The organism is Streptococcus equinus, from assembly GCF_049393735.1.
GTDB lineage: Bacteria > Bacillota > Bacilli > Lactobacillales > Streptococcaceae > Streptococcus > Streptococcus equinus_G.
Genome location: NZ_CP185946.1, coordinates 1,626,783 through 1,642,980, shown reverse-complemented (window position 1 = coordinate 1,642,980; position 16,198 = coordinate 1,626,783). Strand labels below are relative to the sequence as shown.

At 36.8% G+C, this 16,198-nt stretch carries 12 protein-coding genes; 7 read left to right on the top strand and 5 right to left on the bottom strand.

All coding sequences use genetic code 11. From position 1 onward, the window contains the following. Positions 1–60 precede the first annotated feature (60 nt). Positions 61–558, bottom strand: coding sequence for a phosphatase PAP2 family protein (locus tag ACNTMY_RS08240; protein WP_423216096.1), 498 nt, complete (start codon positions 556–558; stop codon positions 61–63). 240 nt (positions 559–798) lie between these two features. Here ACNTMY_RS08240 and trxA point away from each other — a divergent pair, with 240 nt between their 5' ends. From trxA to ACNTMY_RS08220, 4 genes are all read left to right on the top strand, one after another. After that, the gene (trxA, locus tag ACNTMY_RS08235; protein WP_004233217.1) at positions 799–1,113 is read left to right on the top strand and encodes a thioredoxin; all 315 of its coding nucleotides are present in this window, start codon (positions 799–801) and stop codon (positions 1,111–1,113) included. Between the two features lie 113 nt (positions 1,114–1,226). After that, on the top strand, positions 1,227–1,676 hold the full coding sequence (locus tag ACNTMY_RS08230; RefSeq protein ID WP_423216095.1) for a DUF3290 domain-containing protein: 450 nt from the start codon (positions 1,227–1,229) through the stop codon (positions 1,674–1,676). Between the two features lie 3 nt (positions 1,677–1,679). Beyond that, positions 1,680–2,315: a DUF421 domain-containing protein gene (locus ACNTMY_RS08225; RefSeq protein ID WP_423216094.1), complete on the top strand. Its 636-nt coding sequence runs from the start codon at positions 1,680–1,682 to the stop codon at positions 2,313–2,315. Positions 2,316–2,384: 69 nt separating this feature from the next. Continuing rightward, complete coding sequence (locus ACNTMY_RS08220; RefSeq protein ID WP_423216093.1) at positions 2,385–2,765, top strand: hypothetical protein; 381 nt, start codon at positions 2,385–2,387, stop codon at positions 2,763–2,765. A 270-nt stretch (positions 2,766–3,035) separates the two neighbouring features. Here the strand turns inward: ACNTMY_RS08220 and ACNTMY_RS08215 are convergent, their stop codons facing one another. The 4 genes from ACNTMY_RS08215 to mutY form a co-directional block, all read right to left on the bottom strand. Beyond that, positions 3,036–5,450: a flavocytochrome c gene (locus tag ACNTMY_RS08215; protein WP_423216092.1), complete on the bottom strand. Its 2,415-nt coding sequence runs from the start codon at positions 5,448–5,450 to the stop codon at positions 3,036–3,038. An 11-nt stretch (positions 5,451–5,461) separates the two neighbouring features. Continuing rightward, positions 5,462–6,061: an NADPH-dependent FMN reductase gene (locus tag ACNTMY_RS08210; RefSeq protein WP_423216091.1), complete on the bottom strand. Its 600-nt coding sequence runs from the start codon at positions 6,059–6,061 to the stop codon at positions 5,462–5,464. 233 nt (positions 6,062–6,294) lie between these two features. Further along, positions 6,295–8,001: an AbiH family protein gene (locus ACNTMY_RS08205; protein ID WP_423216090.1), complete on the bottom strand. Its 1,707-nt coding sequence runs from the start codon at positions 7,999–8,001 to the stop codon at positions 6,295–6,297. Between the two features lie 6 nt (positions 8,002–8,007). Then, a complete protein-coding gene (gene mutY / locus ACNTMY_RS08200) occupies positions 8,008–9,156 on the bottom strand; it encodes an A/G-specific adenine glycosylase (protein WP_423216089.1) in 1,149 nt (382 codons plus the stop codon). Positions 9,157–10,331: 1,175 nt separating this feature from the next. On the opposite strand from mutY, the gene ACNTMY_RS08195 reads away from it, so the two are divergent. Genes ACNTMY_RS08195 through ACNTMY_RS08185 form a run of 3 tightly spaced genes read left to right on the top strand, consistent with a single transcriptional unit; the run spans position 10,332 to position 16,156 of the window. Next, the gene (locus ACNTMY_RS08195) at positions 10,332–10,601 is read left to right on the top strand and encodes a DNA repair protein (protein ID WP_423216088.1); all 270 of its coding nucleotides are present in this window, start codon (positions 10,332–10,334) and stop codon (positions 10,599–10,601) included. After that, positions 10,588–11,172, top strand: a complete 585-nt coding sequence (gene lepB / locus ACNTMY_RS08190; protein ID WP_423216087.1) for a signal peptidase I — start codon at positions 10,588–10,590, stop codon at positions 11,170–11,172. The genes ACNTMY_RS08195 and lepB overlap by 14 nt, the downstream gene beginning before the upstream one ends. A gap of 55 nt (positions 11,173–11,227) precedes the next feature. Further along, positions 11,228–16,156 (top strand): InlB B-repeat-containing protein, encoded by a 4,929-nt coding sequence (locus ACNTMY_RS08185; protein WP_423216086.1) that lies wholly within the window; start codon positions 11,228–11,230, stop codon positions 16,154–16,156. Positions 16,157–16,198 lie beyond the last annotated feature (42 nt).

The following is a 16,198-nucleotide window of genomic DNA, read 5'->3' as shown; positions in this document are numbered from 1 at the left end:
TTTTGAAGAAATGATAAAAAAATCCCCAGCTCGATTGAGTTGGGGATTTGATGTTGATAACTAAAAAAGAAAAAGTAATAATCCACAGATAATGCCAATAAGATAACCAGCCGCAACATCATACGGGTAGTGAACTCCACCAATGACACGGCAAATAGCGATGACTAGCGATAAAACAAGGAAAAGAATTCCTAAAATCGGATTTAGTCGCAAAACAGCCATGCTGATAATCGTTGCTGAAAAGACGTGGCGACTTGGCATGGATTGACCCTTGGTGTCTTTTTTGATGAGGGGATTAATCTGCCAAGCCTCGTAAGGACGTGGTGTATTAATCATTTTTCGTATCAAGGATACAAGGATAAACGACACCCCAGGAATAAAGATGGTTGGGACAAGTTGGCTTTGCTGTTTGAAAAAAAGGTAAACAAGCAGTAGCGGATAGACCAGATACATGACTGCTGTTAATAGTCTGTTGATAAGTCTCAAATTGTGGACAGCACGTGGATTTTTTCGGATTGGGTCAGTTATTTTGGCATAAAAATCAGCGTAATTTTTCATAGGATTCCTCTGAGTAATGATAGTTTTATTATAGCACATGAGGTAGCAGAGAGGTAAAATGAGAATTTTTTCAAAAAAAGAAAATTCCGTAGCAATTAGTTGTCAAAATGGTAAATTTCCCGTAAAATAGGCTCATAAACTAATAGAAAAGGAAAAAGAACTTTGGGATGCTAGGCTGATTCGTATCCGTTTTTTAATGAAAAAACAAGTCAGCCCATTTAGAAGTTCTAGGTAATTATAATGGCACTTAATGTTACTGATGCTACATTTGAAGCTGAAACTAATGAAGGTCTTGTCCTTGTTGACTTTTGGGCAACTTGGTGTGGTCCATGCATGATGCAAGCTCCAATCTTGGAACAATTGTCAGAAGAAATGGACGAAGACGAACTTAAAATCGTTAAAATCGATGTTGACGAAAACCCAGAAACAGCTCAAAAATTTGGTATCATGTCAATTCCAACATTGCTTTTCAAAAAAGATGGCGAAGTTGTGAAACAAGTTGCTGGTGTTCACACTAAAGACCAAATCAAAGCAATCGTTGCTGAATTAAGCTAATCAATTTTTATAGACGATGAACTCCCGAAATTTTTCGGGAGTTTTTTGGTGCTAGAAATAGTATAATAAGAAGAAAACGATGCGACGAAAAAGTGTTTGTAGGAGAGCTTGCTATGGATTTTTATACTTTAGATTACATTATTCAGCACCAGTCTTCTAATCTTGTGATTAGGTCTGTTATTTTGATTATTTTACTTGTTATTGTGATGCTGACGAGTCTTCTTTACATGCATAATCGGCTTAAGACGCGCCTTCGTGATATCAGTATTGGTATTGTAGTGTTGATGCTGATTTTGCTTGGTATTCAGGTTGAGGATTATATGCAAAATAACCATGATTTTTCACAATCTCAGGCACTTGTGCAATTTGTAAAAAGTGTGGCTACAGATAATGACTTAAAAACTGACGATGTCTTGGTTAATTCAACGACTTTAAGGGATGGAATTATTGTCCGCTACAATAAGGAAGACTACATGGTACACCTTAATGATGACAATAATTCTTACACGCTTGAGCGTACGCACGTGATTGACCACAATGTCTACGTTAATGGAGGAAAATAGCCGATGAATATGTATGTGTTGATAAGCATTAAATTTTTTCTAGGGATTTTAGCGACCATTCTACAGATTAATGTTCTCGGAAAATATGAATTTTCAGCTAACACGCCGCTTAACCAAATTCAAAACTTCGTTCTTGGTGGTATCATCGGTGGTGTGATTTATAACAGCTCAATTTCCATTTTGACGTTTATTATTATTTTGCTGATTTGGTCTTTGGTTGTCATCGTCGTCAAGCTTTTGATTAATAATAAATTTGTTAAATCGCTTGTTGTTGGAAATCCTATGATTTTGATAAAAAATGGTAAGGTCAATGTGGAAAATTGTGCCAAACTTGGAATCACGGCAGATCAGCTTATGCTCCATCTTCGCATGGAAGGATTAAACTCAACCAGAGATGTTAAGAGTGCCATCATGGAGCCAAATGGTAAGTTAACGGTCTTGGACAAAAATTCAGAAAATCCAAGATTTCCTCTCATCAGTAATGGCAATATCAACTATGATGTTTTAGAGTTAATCAATCAAGACGAAGATTGGCTGCTAGAAAAACTCAAAGAGCAAAACATCGATAATCCAAGAGACATCTTTTTAGCTGAATACATGAACAGAAAATTGTATCTCGTTCCCTATTCAGAAAAATAGTATTAAAAAATCACCAATTTTGGTGATTTTTCTTTTCCTTTTTCGAATAAATAGGTAGGAGGAAAAGTAATGCGATATGTAATGATTTTTGGGCTGGTGATTCTTGCGTTTTTCTTTCATTGTGGGGATGCTAAGGCTGAAGTGCCAGATAATATTTATTTTGTAACGCTTGATGAGGTTAAAGCCAAAATGGCTGCTAAAGAAGATTTTTATTTATTAACTGGTCGTCTTGATAATGTCGATACTCAAAATGCCTTAGAAAAGCTCAGCCAAGTTGATCAAGTGGTCTATTGCCTTGATACCAAAGATATTGACTATGTTGCTTACAAAAAGTTTGCCAAGAAATACAATATCAGAACCATGACACATTTGGCGCATTTCCGTGGCAAATACCAATTTGCAGTAGCTAATGTCCTAACAGCTGACCTAGCAGGATTTTTTGTGGTTTAAGTTTTCTATAAGAAAAAATTCAGTTTTGCTTAAGCTAGTCTAGCTATACTATAGTCAATCCTAAATAAACTTTCTTTTTCATAGTATGGGTAGCTGAGCTACTTGTAATCTCCTAAAAAATTCCAGCCTAACAGCTGGAATTTTTTGTATGTGTCCTTTTCTGAGACGTCACTTGTTGGTGATGATAAAAAAGCACCCTAGCTTTGGCGGGCAGGGTGCTTTTTCTTATGCCTAGAAGAATTTCTAAACATTCTCCTTGGTGTTGACTATTTAATCAAGATATTCTTTGATTGCGGTATCAGTTGCGATGCGACCGAATGTGAAGATGTCTGTTAGTGAGTTACCACCGAGTCGGTTACCTGCGTGGAGTCCACCTGCAACTTCACCAGCAGCAAAGAGACCTTTGATAATTTTGCCATCTTCGTTGATGACGTGTGCGTGAGTATCGATTTTTAGACCACCCATCGTGTGGTGTGTGGCTGGTTTACGTGGTGTTGCGTAGAATGGTGCTTTTTCGACTTTGAGGTCGAAGGCACCTTTGTCAAATTCAGGGTCATGACCAGCGTCAACGTACGAATTGTAATTGGTAATTGTTTCTACCAAAGTAGCTGGGTCAATGTTGATTTGCTCTGCCAATTCTTCCAAGGTATCAGCTTTAAAGAGGGTACCTGCTTCAACTTGGGCATCGATTTTTTCTTGACTAGTGTTGTAGGCAGTTTCTTTGATGTTTTCATCTGCGATTAGATAGAAGAGGCCACCGTTATCGATAGCTGCTTGAGATAATTGGTCACGGCTACCATATTCATCGACGAAGCGTTTACCTTTGGTATTGACCATAATGAAGTTTGCTGGTGGAACTTGCAAACCTGTGAAGAGAGCACCTGTCACTGGGTCAGAAACTGGCATCATTTGGCTGAATCCCATACCGACAAGGTCTGCTCCAACAGATTGACCAAGTAGGATACCGTCACCAGTAGCAGCAGGTGTATTTGATGTAGCAATGTCATCATCAATTTCTGACCAATAAGTGTTGTATTGTTGAAGCATTTTAGTATTGGCAGCAAAACCACCTGTTGTCAAAAGGACTGCTTTACCGTTGACTGTAATGGTTTGACCGTTACGTCCTCTACCTTTAACACCTGTAACGACACCATCTGTAACGATAAGTTCTTTAACTTGGGTATCTGTTAGAATGACTCCTCCGTTTTTCAAAACGAAATCTTTCAAAACAGCGATGTAGGCAACGCCCATTGGAACTTTTGGTTTGTGACCGCGACGCCAAATAGCACCAACTGGCATGGTTACTTCGTCACGTAGGAATTCGACACCGATATTTTCTAACCAGCGAACAGATTCAAGAGCATGTTCTGTTAGAACACGAATAAGTTCATAATTGCCGTGGATTTCATGCCCTTTGAGGTCTTTACGTTTACCGCCAAGATAAGTTTGGATACGGTAGAGAAGTTTTGAGTCAAAAAGATAAGTTGGGTCTTTGAGGTATTCTTCAATTTCAGACTTAAGGGCACGGAAATCTGGTAAGAATTCAGGGTCGATAGTTGCCTCATCAATATCATGCAATTCTTGCAGATTGTGGGCTTCACCTGGGTTAGCAGCAAATGTATTTTGCCAAGCAGGATCAGGAGCGTTCATTGGACCACCAGCACGGACAGTGTTTCCGCCGACTGCTGGGAATTTTTCAACGAGGATGACTTTTTTACCAGCTTGAAGGGCACGAGCAGCGGCTGTCAACCCAGCACCGCCCCCACCAACAATGACAAGTTCTGTGTCGTAAGTTTTGTCTTCTTTATCAAGAGCAGAAGGTGCTTTTGGACGTGAACGAAGGGCGTCAGGATTAGCACCAGCTTGGCGCACCGCACGCGCGACCCCATTTAGGACACCTTTTGAAGTGACTGAAGCACCAGAAATGGCATCGACATTAAGGGTTTGACCTTCGATGATTTCGTTTGGAATGCGAGTGAAGACCACGTCAGCAATTCCTCCTGTTTCACCAGATGAATCAATATCGATGGCTTCGATGCGTTCTTCTGAAAGGGTTACTGACATTGGAAGGTCACCGTTGTGTCCGACCGTTGTGACTTGGTAAGTACCAGGTTCAAAGCGTACGTCTTCAGGTTCGTTGAGCTGATTAGCAATCGTTGCAAAGCGAACAAAGCGGAAGAAACAAGATTCTAAGAAATCAATTGTGCCTTGGTCTTTGAGGTCGCCATTTTCATCAAAAACTTGATGAGCAAGACCGAGTAAAAATTCACTACCAGGCATGACAACAGCATTAACACCAGGAGCATCTAGAATTTGGCGAAGATGGAGCTGTGCGCGTGAAGACCCTTGGATACCATAAGAAGCTCCAACAATCATGACAGGCTTACCAGTCAATGGATGAATGTTAAAAGATAGCCACTCAATCAGGCTGTTTAAGCTTGATGGAATAGTGTGATTATGTTCAGGTGTAGCAATAATCACACCGTCAGCTTCAGTGATTTTAGTGTTGAAATTTTGGATAACAGCAGATTCTGTTTGGTCATCTGTTTCGTTGAACATTGGGACATCGGTGATTTCTAAAAGTTCAATGTCCGCTTGTTTGGCAAAATGTCTTGCCATATATTGTAGTAAAAGTCGATTATATGATTTTTTAGCATTGGTTCCGACGATAGCAACTAATTTCATAAATGCACCTCCTAGTTGACTTCCCAAGCGAAAGCTTTTTTACGGTCAGTATCAGCCTTGCTGACAACTTGATTGGTAATCTCAACGAAAGCTTGGAATTCTTTAAAATTCTCCTCAAGCTCAGCTACCTTTTCAGGATTATTAAGATTATTATCATCGTCTAAAACTTGTTCAGAGTGACCGAGAAGAAACTCGATTCCTGGCATGATACGTGCTTTCAACTCAGGAGCGTCCAGAATTTGGCGGAGGTGTGCTTGTGCGCGTGAAGTTCCAAGAGCACCAAGAGAAGCACCTACAATCATAGTTGGTTTATTGACAAGAGCGCGACTAGTGTAGGCAATCCATTCGAGAGCAGAAGACAACGGCGCTGGGATAGTATGGTCATACTCAGGCGTTGCGATGATCACACCATCTGCGCTAGCAATTTTCTTAGAAAATTCTGCGACACTAGCAGGAGCTAGCTTGTCTTCAGGTTCGTTGAAAGCTGGCAAATCTTTGATTTCAATAAGTTCAATGTCAGCCTTATCTGAAAAATGCTTTGCCATAAATTTTAACAACTTACGGTTAGTAGAACGCTCAGAATTCGTTCCGACAATAGCAACTAATTTCATATAATCTACTCCTTTTTTACAAATTGTTACTTTCATCATACTCTTTTTTTAGAATAATTGAAAACGTTTTTGTTATAAAGGTAGAAAATTAATTTTCAAATGAACATAAAATAGAAGAAAAAAGCCCGATGAAAATCAGGCTTTTAAACTATTTCCCCTCCAAATAAACCTTCAGCATTTTCTTCTGCGGGGTTGCCATGGGGTATTGTGAGAGTTGGTCTTGAAAAAATAAATCAAAGATTAAACAGTTTTGAAAAAATTATTTTAGTGTTTTTAAAAAATGTGTATATGAAAATATTGGTGTGTTTGGCTCGATTTTTTGATTCTTGTGCAATTTGTTTAAATTCTTCCGTTTTAGAGGAATCAATAAAATGGACAAGATTATTAGCGGTTAGTTCTATTAATTTGTCTTTTCCTAAAATAGTGGAGAGATTACGGACTTTGGATTTTAAGTCCATAGTAGCTTGTAATTCAGTTTTACCAAAGTATAAAATAATTATTTCCATATGTACTTGATTTTTGGAATTATTTGAAACGTTATCTAATACTTTAAATATTTCTTTGAAAATTTCTTGATCTAGTACATCTAATGAGTGACCATATATTATGACACGTACAAGTTCATCTGAAATATTAAAATTAAAAAAAGAACGATACTTAGAACCTGTTTTTTTAACAATTCTTTGAAATGTTTTTTGAAAATCTATTAAATCGTTATCAATGATATCGTGGTCGGTATCTTCAATCCCAAGTACTAAATTTGTGGTTTCAATTGTATCCTTGGCAAAATTTAGTTTTCCATGAATATAATGAATGTTATCATTTGAGACATTATATAATTGTTGAGCAGTATCGGTATAATTAAACGTTAGTATATTATCGATTTGTTCAAAAGATGACAAGATTTTTGGAACTTCAAATTTACTTTTATCCTCAATTTTATCAAGGTATGTTAAATATAATTCAAGTAGAAATGCGAAAGAATTTAGCGCTTCAACTAGTTTTTTATGATATTCTTCAAAAGCAGCAGTTAAGTTGTTAGGCGTAGATTGTGATGATTGATAACTGCTGTTAGGTTTTAAATTGGAATGGAATGTATATCCAATGTCTCTAATTAAAAAGTTGATATGAGTACTATTTGGCAAAAAAGAAAAGCGCTTTCCAATTTCTTTGATAAGTGTCTCAAGTTCGTTATTGGTAAGAAGATTGTCGATAAATAGTTTGGTATATTCTTTTTCTAACTCTTCAATTTTTTCTTTTAATTCTACAAAGCCATTGATTAAATGAGAAATATGTTGTTCGAGGCTTGACCAGTTATCGAGAGAATCTTTATTAAGAAGTATAAAGTCTAAAATAGGATTTTTAAATTTAGAAAAGAAATCATAGTAGGATAAACTGATTTCATCATTAGATTCTGAGGACATTTTTTTAAATTCACTATTAGTTTCCACTACATTTAAAAGGGAATTAAGGTTAATAGGATTACATTTTTCAATTTCTTCTTGAAGTTTTTCCTCTATAGCTGCTATAAACGTTTCATCTGTAGGATATTGAATACCTCGTCCGTAAAAAGAATCATAAAAGTTGTTAAATGTTGCTTCTTTTCCTCTAAAAGGAACTTCACATTGAAAATATTTGTAATACTTGTCTAAATGCTTTAATTTTTTTTGGGTAAGGTTACGCAAATTAGTCTGCTCACTATCTTTTTTTATTAGGAAATCAATAAATTCTGAAACAATATTCACCTGAAATTCTTTATACTGATTAATAAAAGACTCTTTACCATATAAAGTGTAATTATCACACAAAGAATGTGATATTGATTCGTTGGGAAATCCTGTTATTTGACAAGCAAATTTAATAAAATCTTCATAACTGGTTTTACGTTTGATTGCAAGATCAAAACCATTACCGATTACTAAAATATTTTTTATTTTCAATTCTGTTTAAATCTCCTTTCCTAAATACTCTTTAAGCATTTTCTTCTGCGGTGTTGCCATTGGGTAGTGTGAGAGTTGGTCTTGTGAAACCCAGTGGAGTTCTTTGTTAGTCGTGAAGTCAGTTGTTGTTACGTTTCCTTCGATGAGCTCAATAGTCCATTTTTGGTGGCTGAAGGTGTGTTTGACAGCTGGAAATGTCTTAGTTGTCCAATTTGGCTTGAGCTGATAATTCTCTTCGAATTTTGCTTTTTGTGAAATGGTCTGAAGCGCAGCATCATTTTTTTCAAATAAATCAAGCTGCTGTCCGATAACATCAGTTTCCATGATTGGAAATGACCAGAAACCTCCAAGCAATCGTCCATCAAGATTTTTTTCCATTAAGAAATCGCCGTCACTGTTACGAATAACAAAGGCTTGAATTTGTATCGGTTTTGGTTTTTTCTTAGGAAGTTTTATAGGATATTTATCGTAAGTTCCGTGTAGATAAGCTGCGCTGAAAAATCGAATCGGTGATTCATCTGGACGAGGGTTCTTAGCTGATTCGATATCTGTTCCAAGATCCATCAGTGCTTGGTTAAAATCACCAGGACGCTCTGGGTCAATGAGCACTTCCATAATAGCTTGGAAAATTTTTCGATTTTTAGGGTCACCAATATCGTAATTGACCTCGAAAAGCCTAGCCATAACACGCATAACATTGCCATCAACAGCAGGTTCAGGAAGCCCAAAAGCGATACTAGCAATCGCGCCAGCCGTATAAGGTCCGATACCTTTCAGCGAAAGAATGTCCTTGTGATTGTCAGGAAATACCCCGCCAAAATTTTCCATGATTTCTTGTGCAGCTTTTTGCATGTTGCGCACGCGAGAGTAGTAGCCAAGACCTTCCCAAGCTTTGAGTAATTTTTCTTCAGGGGCATTAGCCAGTGACTCGATGGTTGGAAACCAGTCTAAAAAGCGCTCATAGTAAGGAATAACAGTAACTACTTGAGTTTGCTGTAGCATAATTTCAGATATCCAGATGTGGTAAGGATTTTTTGTCCTGCGCCAAGGCAAATCACGCTTTTCATTATCATACCAATTAAGTAAGGTGCGTCGAAAAGAAGCAATCTTTTCAGCATCCCACATGTCGATACCGTAGTCTTTCAAATTAGTCATGTTTCCATTGTAGCAAAGATTGATTTTTAAAGGTAATAAAAGTTTTTAGAAAAAAATTTGATAAAAAAGCCCATATCTCTTGACAAAAGGTAAGCGGTTACATTATAATAAAAGTGTAAAGAAGGATGACAAAAGAAACGAAGTAAGGAGGTAATAGTTCTTATGATGAAACCACATGTCGCCCGGTATAAAAATGGTGATAAAGTCTCTAGTCGGAGTTAAGTAGGCACAGTTAACTTTACGTAATGGAGGTGGCGCTTATGTTGACATTAAACTTAGGTCGCTATAAAAATGGTGATTAGGCACTTTGTTTAGCCATAAAGATTTATACCTCAAAAAATCTCATAACATTGTAACATTGAAAATTTGACACATCGGAGGAACGTCTTATGTTGATGATAAATGTAGGTCGTTACAAAAATGGAGACTAACAACTAGTTGGATTTAAGTCGATAAAGGAGTGATGTCACATTTTAGATGAAAATTATAATTGGAAGTGAACGATTAGAAATAGCTAGCGCAAAAAATATTACCGGTTGATTTTGTTGCTAGTAACAGTAGTAATCGAATGGGCTTCTAATCATATTGCTTCCATGTTCAAAAGCTTTTAATGAAAGTTGTAATAGATATGAAAGCAATCAATGTAGGTCGTTACAAAAATGGAGACTCAAAACACATGTGGCGACGAGTAAATCGCTACATGAGAAAAAAACAAACAATCGGATGATTATTATCATTGCTCAGTGAGTATTTTCAGTTAAATGGAGGTATCTTATGAATGTAGCAAGATATAAAAATGGTGATACTTTAGCTAGTTGCATAAAATAGCTAAAGGAGTGATACCAATGTAAATTGTAGTAGATAAAAAATATCATGGAGGTATGTGTACAATGCTGAAAATGAATTTAAATCGCTATAAAAACGGAGATAATAATCTAACAGCCTAACTCCTTATGAGAATGGTATGTTGGATAACATACGAAAAAATTTTTAGAGACGAGATGAAAATCCCGTCTCTTTTTTTGGTACTAAATGACAAAAAAGATTAAAATGTACAAAAACTCGGAAAAAATTCTTAGAAAATCTACAGAAAATAATTGAAAAAAACAATTAAAAGTATTACAATACAATTAACAGAAAACGCTTTATAATAAGAAGGAAACGAGGCGATTTATGTGGGAAAAGGAAAATTTCGAAAGTTAAAGCGAATAGAACTTTATGAAATTATGCTAGCGCAAAGTAAAGAGATTGATAGACTGCGGGACGAATTGGCAAAAGCTAATGAAAAATTAGAGAGCCAAGAAATCCGCTTAGCTAATGCTGGGTCTATCGCAGAAGCTTCCCTTAGTTTGACAAAGGTTTTTGAAGAAAGCCAAAAAGCAGCTGACTTATATCTTAAAAATGTCAAATTAATGAATGGAGAAGCAGAACATGAAAAAGGATGAAAATATTACACTCCCAACAACGAGTGAGATTGAGGAACTCTATAAAAAAGCAAAATACCGTAAACTATTTTCTGAAAAGATTAGAAGCACGGTTTTTATGTTAGTCGTTGTTGCAGCTTTTGCTATTTTGGTAGCTATGCTTTATCTTCCTACTCTTAGGATTTATGGGAAATCCATGAAAGGGACGCTAGAAAGCGGCGATGTTGTACTAGCTGTTAAAAGCAATCGCTTTAAAACGGGAGACATCGTTGCATTTTATTACAACAACAATATCTTAGTTAAACGTGTCATTGCTGAAGCTGGTGACTGGGTCAACATCACAAAAGATGGAACAGTTTATGTCAATGACAAAAAAATAAATGAACCATATATTGAAAATAAGGCTTATGGTGAGACAAACATCAAGTTTCCTTACCAAGTTCCAGAAAATCGTATCTTTGTTTTAGGAGATAACCGTAAAGTCTCTATTGACTCACGAAATACCTCTGTCGGTGCGGTTTCAGATGAACAACTGGTTGGAAAACTGGTATTTCGAATCTGGCCTTTATCAGATATTGGTAGTCTAAATTAAAAGTATTATCGATGCTTATTCACTATGTTTTAGGATGGGAGGAGAGTGAGAGCCGATGGGAAATTTTTTTAGAAAAAGTAATTTAATTAAAAAGCATAAAAAGCTTGCGACTTTCCTTGCCGTAATGGTAGCTCTGGTAACGACATACCTTCTAATCTTGCCAGCTATCACATTAGATATTGAAAGAGCTAGAGAAGAGCCTGGCGTTGAAGTAGAACAAAGTAGTCAGTCGCCGCCGAGTCTTCCAGCCATGGGAGAATCAGATAGCAGTCTAAGTTCTACCACTGAAAGCTCACAAGAAGCCGATACATCTCAGCCAGAATCTACCGAGGATGACTTGATCACACAGGCAACAACATTGACAGCTACTAATCAAGATTACACGATTACAGCTGATGTTAATGCAGATGCGCAATTGCCTAAAGATACAAGTTTGACTGTTCAAGAAATCAAAACTGATGATGAAGCTTATCAAGGAAATTACGAAAAAGTACAAAATACTTTAACAGGAAAGACGATTGATAATGTCCTTTTCTATGACATTACTTTTGAATCAAAAGGTGAAAAAGTTGAACCAAAAGCTGACGTTAAGGTGACAATCACACCAAGTCAAGCGATGGATGCAAAAGATAATTTTGATGTTTTGCATTTTCCTGACGATGGTTCACAAGAAAATATTTCACAAAAAGATGTCAAAGAAATCGATCATAAAATCACTTCAGTTTCTTTTGACCATAGTCAATTTTCAGCTTATGCTTTGGTGACATCAAGTAATCCTTCTGAGTCAAAAGAAAGTGTTAATAAAGTTGGTGGTACAAGATCTACAACGACTCACAATGTAACGTTCAAGTACACTGATAATGATGGTGTCGAACATGAAATGACAACCGCACAAATTGTCGATGGAGGAACAATTTCAGTCTTTCCAACGCCAGTTTATCGTGAAGGTTATCGTTTCAGTAGATGGGTTAATGCAGCTGACGGCTCAACAGTCACTGAAGATACCACAATTACAGGTGATATGACTATCGTTGCTGAGTATTCTGAAATCAAGATTTACAACGTTACTATTCAATATTATTACCATAACAATTCTTCGGGTGAAGATACTGTATTTGGTAATGATATTCACCACGTTGAAGTCAAAGATACTCCTTATCGTGTAACACCACCACCTTCTGTAAGACCAGAAGATGATTCAAGTGTACCTGATGGTGAAGTTTATTATCCAAGCCAATCTACTATTGAGTTAGTTGATGCTAATGATTTAGCAGCTAGGGATGCTGCAGATGGTACTGTCGATAAGAAATTCACAATTCGAGTGCCATATGTCGCTGCGGATGCAACTTACAACATCCATTACATGTTGAAAGATTTAACTGGTAGTGGTTATACACAAATCGAAGCTGTTCAAGCTCATGGTGTTATCGGATCAACAATCAGACCACAAGTCTTGACTTATAATTATGCTGATTTTGAACGAACAAATTCAGTAACGCTTACTCAAGCTCAAGGACAAGATTTGTACGTTTACTACACGCGTAAGGATTTTGAACTTTCATATAACACCAACGGTGGTTATTATGTTGAACCAACAATTGGTAAATATGGAGAATCAGTTCCTATAACAAGTGTGGTACCACAGAAAAAAGGTTACTCTTTTGATGGCTGGTATGATAATCCACAGCTAACCGGTAATAAGATTACTGGTAATGTTACTCTAAATGATAATAAAACACTATATGCTAAGTGGAAAGCTGATAGAGTCGGTTATACAATAGCTTACTTCAAAGAAGTTTATGATAACACGACTAACACAACCCACTATGTTTACGATAGTTCGATTACACGAAGTGCAACTGTTGATACGACAATAACTGCTTCAAGTGCACCGAACCTTGCTAGTGTTCCAAAAGGTTATCAACGTGAAAATGCGGCTGGTGGACCAAACAGCACATCATCAGTTGTCATAGCAGCCGATGGTTCATCTGTTTTGAACGTTTACTATAGCTTGATTCGCTATACGTTTGTATTTAACTTGAACCACAGGGATGGTTGGTTTACTAACTATACACGTGGACGTATTAACATGGGCGGACATGTCTACAAGGATTCAGAATATGTCTTACATGATATTGTTTTAGGACAAGATGTTTCAAGTGTATGGCCAAGTTCAACTTCTAACCCTATGGAAGTTTATTATACTAATCTGCTTGGTAATGTTGATAACAATACGTTGTTTGACTCTTGGGAAAATGAATACAAGACTAAACGTCAAGAAGTTGTGCCAGAACTTTTGCCAAATTCAGGAACAACAAGAACGTTTGAAGCTTATTGGACAAACAATGGTAATAACTACACAGCTGAATATTGGTTGCAACAACCTGATGGTTCTTATGTCAAGTCAGATAAATATAGCCAATCATTTATCTTTACATCTGGTACATTTACCGCAAAAGAAATCTTTGGTTATACTTACCGCACTGACCAAAACTTTGTAGCAAACGGTGTTCAATATTATGGTAGTAATACAAATCAAAGAATTTATCGCTTCTACTATGACCGTGATAGTTTCAAAATCAATTACTTCTATGAAAATGATGAAGTAAATACGATTTCTAACATTCCATATGAAGCAGATATTTCATCATCAACTTATAATTACGTTCCAAGTCGACCAAGTGGTGTTGATAGTGACTATACTTGGGGTGGTTGGTATGAGGATTCGATGTTGACAACGCCTTATAACTTTAGCATAATGCCAAATCACAACGTGATTTTGTATGCTAAGTGGAATCCTCCACGTTATAATGTTTCATTTGATTTGAATGGCGGTGAAGGTGCTACCCCTGCGACACAATCTGTTGAAAAATATGTTTGTGCGCAAGCACCAGCTGACCCTACTCGAGAACACTACACCTTTGATGGCTGGTTCGACCAGAGCGGTAAACGATTTGACTGGACTAAGCCAATCACATCAGATACTGTATTGACTGCTCATTGGAAATTAAATCCATTGACTTACACTGTTCAATACCTTGATGCTGACACTGGCAGCAAACTAGAACCTGATAAGGTCGTAACAAGCCCAGCGCTTCAAATCGGTGATAATATTACTGAAAAAGCCTTGGCAATCACTGGTTATCGTCCTGGTAATAATGAAAAATCTATTAGCCTAGATTATGAAAATAATGTCATCACATTCTACTATAGTAGAAAACAATCAGAAGTTAGTTACACCGTCCGTTACTTGTTGCAAGGTACGAACGAAGTCCTTAAACAAGAAGTCACTAAGACCGTTTCTGGTGATACGGTTCGTGTTAAGGAAATCGCAGCTGATGTTGGTTCTGATTACTATCCACTAGATGACGTTTTGACATTGACCTTGACTTCAAGTTCAGCAAACAACGTTATCACATTCTATTACAGTAAGAAAACAGATGGTAACATTACTTTCCATTACCTTGATATGGATGGTAATCCAATCCCTGGTATTGCACCAGTTGAAGAAACAATCGGTGAAGGTGGTACTTGTGACACAATTGACCATCATATAAATATTCCAGGATACACTTATCACACAGGAAAAGATGTGACTGATAGTAATAATCCTACGAGCGTGAAAGATATTTACACCTTCCGAGGTGGTGAAAATATTGATATTAATTTCTACTATAAGAAAGATCTTAATATCGTAGCGCGTGATAAGGAAAAAGCTTATGATGGTACAGCTCTTAAGAGCAATGGTTTATCAGATATAAATGATTCTTACAGACTTTCACTACAAAGTGGTGATAAGATTGGTTCAATCACTTATTCTGGTTCTCAAACTAACGTCGGAACAAGTAGCACAACACCATCAGACATTACAATCACTAACGATGATGGTGATGACCGAACTGATTATTACAATATTGTTTACGTACCTGGTACGCTAACGGTTATTCCGCTTTATGTATCTGTCATGATTGACGGTGATAGTATCGCAAAAGTTTATGACGGTACATATTCAACAGTTGGATATCATATTACACGTATTAGTACGAGTCTTTACACAGAAGATAAGGTTCAATTTAATGGTTCAGATTCAAGTCTTACTGCAAAAGATGCTGGATCATATGTCTTGAACTTGACTAACCAATTTACTAATACAGACCCTAACTTTGATGTTCACTTCCAAGTGTCAAATGCAACGTTAACAATTTACAAACGTAATGTTGTTTTGACATCAGCGGAAGCCTCAAAAGCTTACGATGGTACTCCATTGACAGCACACACTGTCACTCCAAGTGAAATGACTGATACCGATGGTTTTGTCATAGGTGAAGGTGTCCAATCTTATAACTTCACAGGTAGTCAAACATTCCCTGGTACAAGTTATAACTACTTTACTTACACATTGATGCCTAATACCAACCCAACTAACTACAATATCTCAATCACACATGGTCACTTACTTGTATATCCAACAGTTAATCTTCAAGTTACAGATGCTAGCTGGAATCCACTTTCTGGCGGAAGCTTCAAGCTTGAACAACGTAGTGGTGATGTGTGGACGGTAACTGATAGTAGTTGGAACGATATCCAGATTAATTCTGAATCTGGTGTTAACCTCAGTGGATTAACTCCAGGACGATATCGCCTCACTCAAAATACTGCTCCAGATGGACACAGGATTATCAATAAAACTGTTTACTTCAGGGTTGTTGAAGACCGTGACGAATTTGATAATTCTACTTACACCGTAATTCTTACGGATGCAGCTGGTAACCAAGCAGAAAATGATAATGTAAGACGATTAGTAAATGGTTCTTCAAATTATAACAATCGTCTCCAAGTGGTTAACCCAGCTGGTAGTGAACTACCAAGCAGTGGTGGCATTGGTACGAAGAAAATCGTCGCTACAGGTATTATTTTAATGATTATTGCTACCCTAGCTACCATCTTTAATAGGTGGAAAAAAGCTATTAATAAAAGTGGTTAGGAGGTAATTATCAAATAATATATTTAGTCGTTTTACAGTTTT

What these genes read in the sequence shown, in the direction of transcription:
- ACNTMY_RS08210 (WP_423216091.1), bottom strand. Translation starts at nt 6,061, where the DNA reads ATGAAATTAGTTGCTATTGTCGGAACGAATTCTGAGCGTTCTACTAAC.
- ACNTMY_RS08240 (WP_423216096.1), bottom strand. Translation starts at nt 558, where the DNA reads ATGAAAAATTACGCTGATTTTTATGCCAAAATAACTGACCCAATCCGA.
- lepB (WP_423216087.1), top strand. Translation starts at nt 10,588, where the DNA reads ATGAAAAAGGATGAAAATATTACACTCCCAACAACGAGTGAGATTGAG.
- ACNTMY_RS08230 (WP_423216095.1), top strand. Translation starts at nt 1,227, where the DNA reads ATGGATTTTTATACTTTAGATTACATTATTCAGCACCAGTCTTCTAAT.
- ACNTMY_RS08185 (WP_423216086.1), top strand. Translation starts at nt 11,228, where the DNA reads ATGGGAAATTTTTTTAGAAAAAGTAATTTAATTAAAAAGCATAAAAAG.
- ACNTMY_RS08215 (WP_423216092.1), bottom strand. Translation starts at nt 5,450, where the DNA reads ATGAAATTAGTTGCTATCGTCGGAACCAATGCTAAAAAATCATATAAT.
- mutY (WP_423216089.1), bottom strand. Translation starts at nt 9,156, where the DNA reads ATGACTAATTTGAAAGACTACGGTATCGACATGTGGGATGCTGAAAAG.
- trxA (WP_004233217.1), top strand. Translation starts at nt 799, where the DNA reads ATGGCACTTAATGTTACTGATGCTACATTTGAAGCTGAAACTAATGAA.
- ACNTMY_RS08225 (WP_423216094.1), top strand. Translation starts at nt 1,680, where the DNA reads ATGAATATGTATGTGTTGATAAGCATTAAATTTTTTCTAGGGATTTTA.
- ACNTMY_RS08220 (WP_423216093.1), top strand. Translation starts at nt 2,385, where the DNA reads ATGCGATATGTAATGATTTTTGGGCTGGTGATTCTTGCGTTTTTCTTT.